The 3263-nt window shown below is 65.2% G+C and carries 4 protein-coding genes; all 4 read right to left on the reverse strand.

The window, feature by feature from the left end:
- A partial coding sequence (locus LJE91_13560) for a peptide-methionine (S)-S-oxide reductase (GenBank protein ID MCG6869707.1) occupies positions 1–148 on the reverse strand: 148 nt, incomplete at its 3' end.
- Positions 145–594: a peptide-methionine (R)-S-oxide reductase MsrB gene (msrB, locus tag LJE91_13565; GenBank protein MCG6869708.1), complete on the reverse strand. Its 450-nt coding sequence runs from the start codon at positions 592–594 to the stop codon at positions 145–147. The genes LJE91_13560 and msrB, both read right to left, overlap by 4 nt.
- Before the next feature lie 143 nt (positions 595–737).
- Complete coding sequence (locus LJE91_13570; protein ID MCG6869709.1) at positions 738–2366, reverse strand: SMP-30/gluconolactonase/LRE family protein; 1629 nt, start codon at positions 2364–2366, stop codon at positions 738–740.
- Entirely contained in the window at positions 2363–3238 is an 876-nt protein-coding gene (locus LJE91_13575; GenBank protein ID MCG6869710.1) for a heme-binding protein, read from the reverse strand. Before LJE91_13575 ends, LJE91_13570 begins: the two co-directional genes overlap by 4 nt.
- Between the last annotated feature and the right edge of the window lie 25 nt (positions 3239–3263).

A 3263-nucleotide genomic window follows, 5' to 3' on the forward strand; every position in this document is an offset into this window, starting at 1 on the left:
CATGGGTGCCGTGATGGCGATACGTCGCGTTCGGCACGTCACCGCCCGTGTAACCGACGCGGGTCGAAATCACGCCGTCATGGCGACGGATCAGGTCCTGCATTCCCCAGAAGCAGCCACCGGCGAGCACAGCGCGTTCGCGTTTCATCGGATATCCTCCACCTGATCGAGGTAAGCACCATAGCCTTCGTCTTCCATGTCATCACGGTGCACGAAACGCAGCGACGCCGAGTTGATGCAGTAGCGCAGTCCTCCGTGATCAGCGGGACCGTCGGGAAAGACGTGCCCCAGGTGACTGTCCCCGTGGGTCGAGCGCACCTCGGTGCGGATCATGCCATGCGAGGCATCTCGCAGCTCGTTGACGTGTGCCGGCTCTATCGGCCTGGTGAAGCTCGGCCATCCACAACCTGATTCATACTTGTCGGACGAGGCGAACAGCGGCTCGCCAGAAACGACATCGACGTAGATGCCCGGCTCCTTGTGATCGTGATACAGCCCGGTACCCGGGCGTTCGGTGCCGTTTTGTTGCGTGACACGGTATTGCTCCGGAGAGAGCTTCGAAATCGCGTCATGCGTCCTGCGATAATCCTGCATTTCCTTAGCCTCCACTGAGTTACCAAGTTTCATCCGCAGTGGCATTTCCCTGATCACCCCGGATAGCGGACTAACAAGCTTATTCAGTCACGGTAGGAATGCCTCTCATGAGGCACCACCCGTAACCTTTGGGTGTTCACTCCCTACGGGCGTATCCCCGCGATGTTGAGCGGCATCCGGTACAGCGTGCTGCCAGCGGCGAGATACAGCGTCCGTCCGTGCGCGTCGCCCCAGGCCATGTTGTGCGGGTGCCGCGGCGCCAGCACCGTGCCGAGGTGCCGACCCTCGGACGAGAGGATCCACAGCCCGCCGGGGCCGGAGACGTAGAGATTGCCCTCGACATCGACCTTGATGCCGTCGATGGCGTCCTCGCCGGGGGCGGCGGTCATGTCGAAGAACACCTCGCCGGCATCGAGGCGACCGTCGGCCCTGACCGGGTAGCGCATCACCACCTTGTGCCGCTCGTCCCAGTCGCCCACATAGAGAAAGCGTTCATCTGGCGAGAAGGCGATGCCGTTCGGTCCCTTGAGCTCATCCGTCAGCAATTCCACCACGCCGCCGTCCCTGACGCGGAAGACACCGCTGAACGGCAGTTCCTTGCGCGGGTCCTGATCGAACTCCGGCAGTCCGAAATACGGATCGGTGAAATACAGGGCGCCGCCGGACTTGTAGACCAGATCGTTGGGACTGTTGAGGCGCTTGCCCTGGTAGCGTTCTGCAAGCACCGTCTCGCTCCCGTCCGGCTCGAGGCGAATCACCCGGCGGTTGCCGTGCTGGTCGATGGTGAGCCGTCCCTCGGCGTCCAGGGTCAGACCGTTGGAGCCCGGCTGGCGGTAGTCGGCGATATCCGCCCCGGCATAACCACTCGGGTGTTTGAATACCGAGAGGTCACCCTCCGCGGTGTATTTGTAGATGGTGTTGGCGTTGGGATCCGAGAACAGCAGATAGCCGCCGTCGCCGCTCACCCACACCGGTCCCTCGGTGAACTGGAAGCCCTCCGCGAGTTTGTAGAGTTTGGCATTGGGCGGGACGATGGCATCGATGGCCGGATCGAGCCGCAGCACCTCGACGTTCACCTCCTGCGGTTCAACAGCAACCGGACCCGCGCCACCCGGATACAATGCAATCCGGGCATAACGCATCCAGAGGTAATTGGTCGGTGGATTGGACAGCGGCCCGTTGGCGCCGAATACCGCCAGCTGGATCGATTGGCCGGGCTGCACATCGCGACCGATGATCAGCCTGTTTGCCGCATTCCAGCCCTTGACCACCGAGCCGCCGCTCTGGCCGGCGGCACGCGGCAGCTCCCCGTCCACCCACACCTCGGCGTAATCGTCCACCGAGGTTTCGAATACCGCCGTGGTGCCGCGGGTATCGACCGCGCCGATGCGCTCGGGGACGGTGAGGCGGAGGCGGTACCAGTCGAAGCTGAGGCGGCCGTTGCCGCGGCGTTGCCCGAGCGACTCCGGCGCGATCACTTCCCAGTCGCGGTCGTCGTAGTCGCGTCCTCCGGCATGAGGCGCGATGTCATGGGTCCTGACCGGTTTTCCGGTCGGCTGCCCGTCCGGACCGGCGGCCCGGAAGTCCACCGTCACGATGTCCGCATCCCGGTAGTGCCACTCGCCCTTGACCAGCGCCATGCCCTCGCGGGTGGCCAGGTCGATCACTGCCAGGGGCTCTCCCTCCGGAACCGGCGGGCCGCCCGCCATGGCAGCGATCGCAAACAGCAGCCCGAGCACGCCGAAGACGGCCGGGCGGCGCGAGCGGTTCATGACGCACCTCCGGGGGCAGCGATCGGCTTGACCACGAAATACAGGAAAGGCGCAGTTCCAATCTCCCGGAACCAGTGCGGCGTGCCGCGCGGCACCACCACTACATCACCGGGCGCCAGCTGCTGCACATTGCCGCCCTCGAGCTGCGATCCGCGGATCTCGCCCGGCGCGGTGACCTTGCCATCCAGCAGCCGGCCACCGGTCACGAAGGTGGCTTCTCCCTCGAGTACATACACGATGTCCGTTTCGTACGCGTGCACCTCGATCAGTCCCGGTCCGGTGCGACGGCTGGCATGCACCTTGTATTCGGGCGTCTCCAGCAGGGGCGCGCCACGGGCGAAGGCGGCGGTAACCGCGTCGCGGTCGAGGTAGGTGACCGCTGACGCGACCGCGCCGGCGGCCAGCGCTTCCGCCCCGACGCGCGCGATGTCCTCGTCCTGCTGCGCGCTGGCAGCACCGCTGACGCCCAGGGCGCCGACCACCTGGCCGTCGACCACGACCGGCACGCCACCCTGCAGTGGCGTGAAATCGGGCAGCGTGACCATGGTGGTCCGCCCACCGTTGACCAGGTCTTCGAATACCCGCGTAGGCTTTTTAAACAGTACCGCGGTGCGCGCCTTGCCGACGGCGATGTCCGCGCTGGCGACAAAGGTGTTGTCGAGCCGTTCCAGGGCGATGAGATGGCCGCCGGCATCGACCACTGCGATGCTGCCACCCGGCGCCTTGAGCCGGTCTGCCTCCTTCACGGCGGCCGCGATGACCTGTTTGGCGCCGGCCAGCGTGATCACTGTCTGCGATGTGGTCGCCGGTTGGCCGCCCGCAGACCCGCAGAAAATCACCAGGGCGGCGGTAATCAGTGGAACTCTGTTCATGGCATATACCTCGTTGGATGGGTGC

It is taken from the genome of Gammaproteobacteria bacterium, assembly GCA_022340215.1.
Lineage (GTDB): Bacteria > Pseudomonadota > Gammaproteobacteria > JAJDOJ01 > JAJDOJ01 > JAJDOJ01.

What these genes read in the sequence shown, in the direction of transcription:
- msrB (MCG6869708.1), bottom strand. Translation starts at nt 594, where the DNA reads ATGCAGGATTATCGCAGGACGCATGACGCGATTTCGAAGCTCTCTCCG.
- LJE91_13570 (MCG6869709.1), bottom strand. Translation starts at nt 2,366, where the DNA reads ATGAACCGCTCGCGCCGCCCGGCCGTCTTCGGCGTGCTCGGGCTGCTG.
- LJE91_13575 (MCG6869710.1), bottom strand. Translation starts at nt 3,238, where the DNA reads ATGAACAGAGTTCCACTGATTACCGCCGCCCTGGTGATTTTCTGCGGG.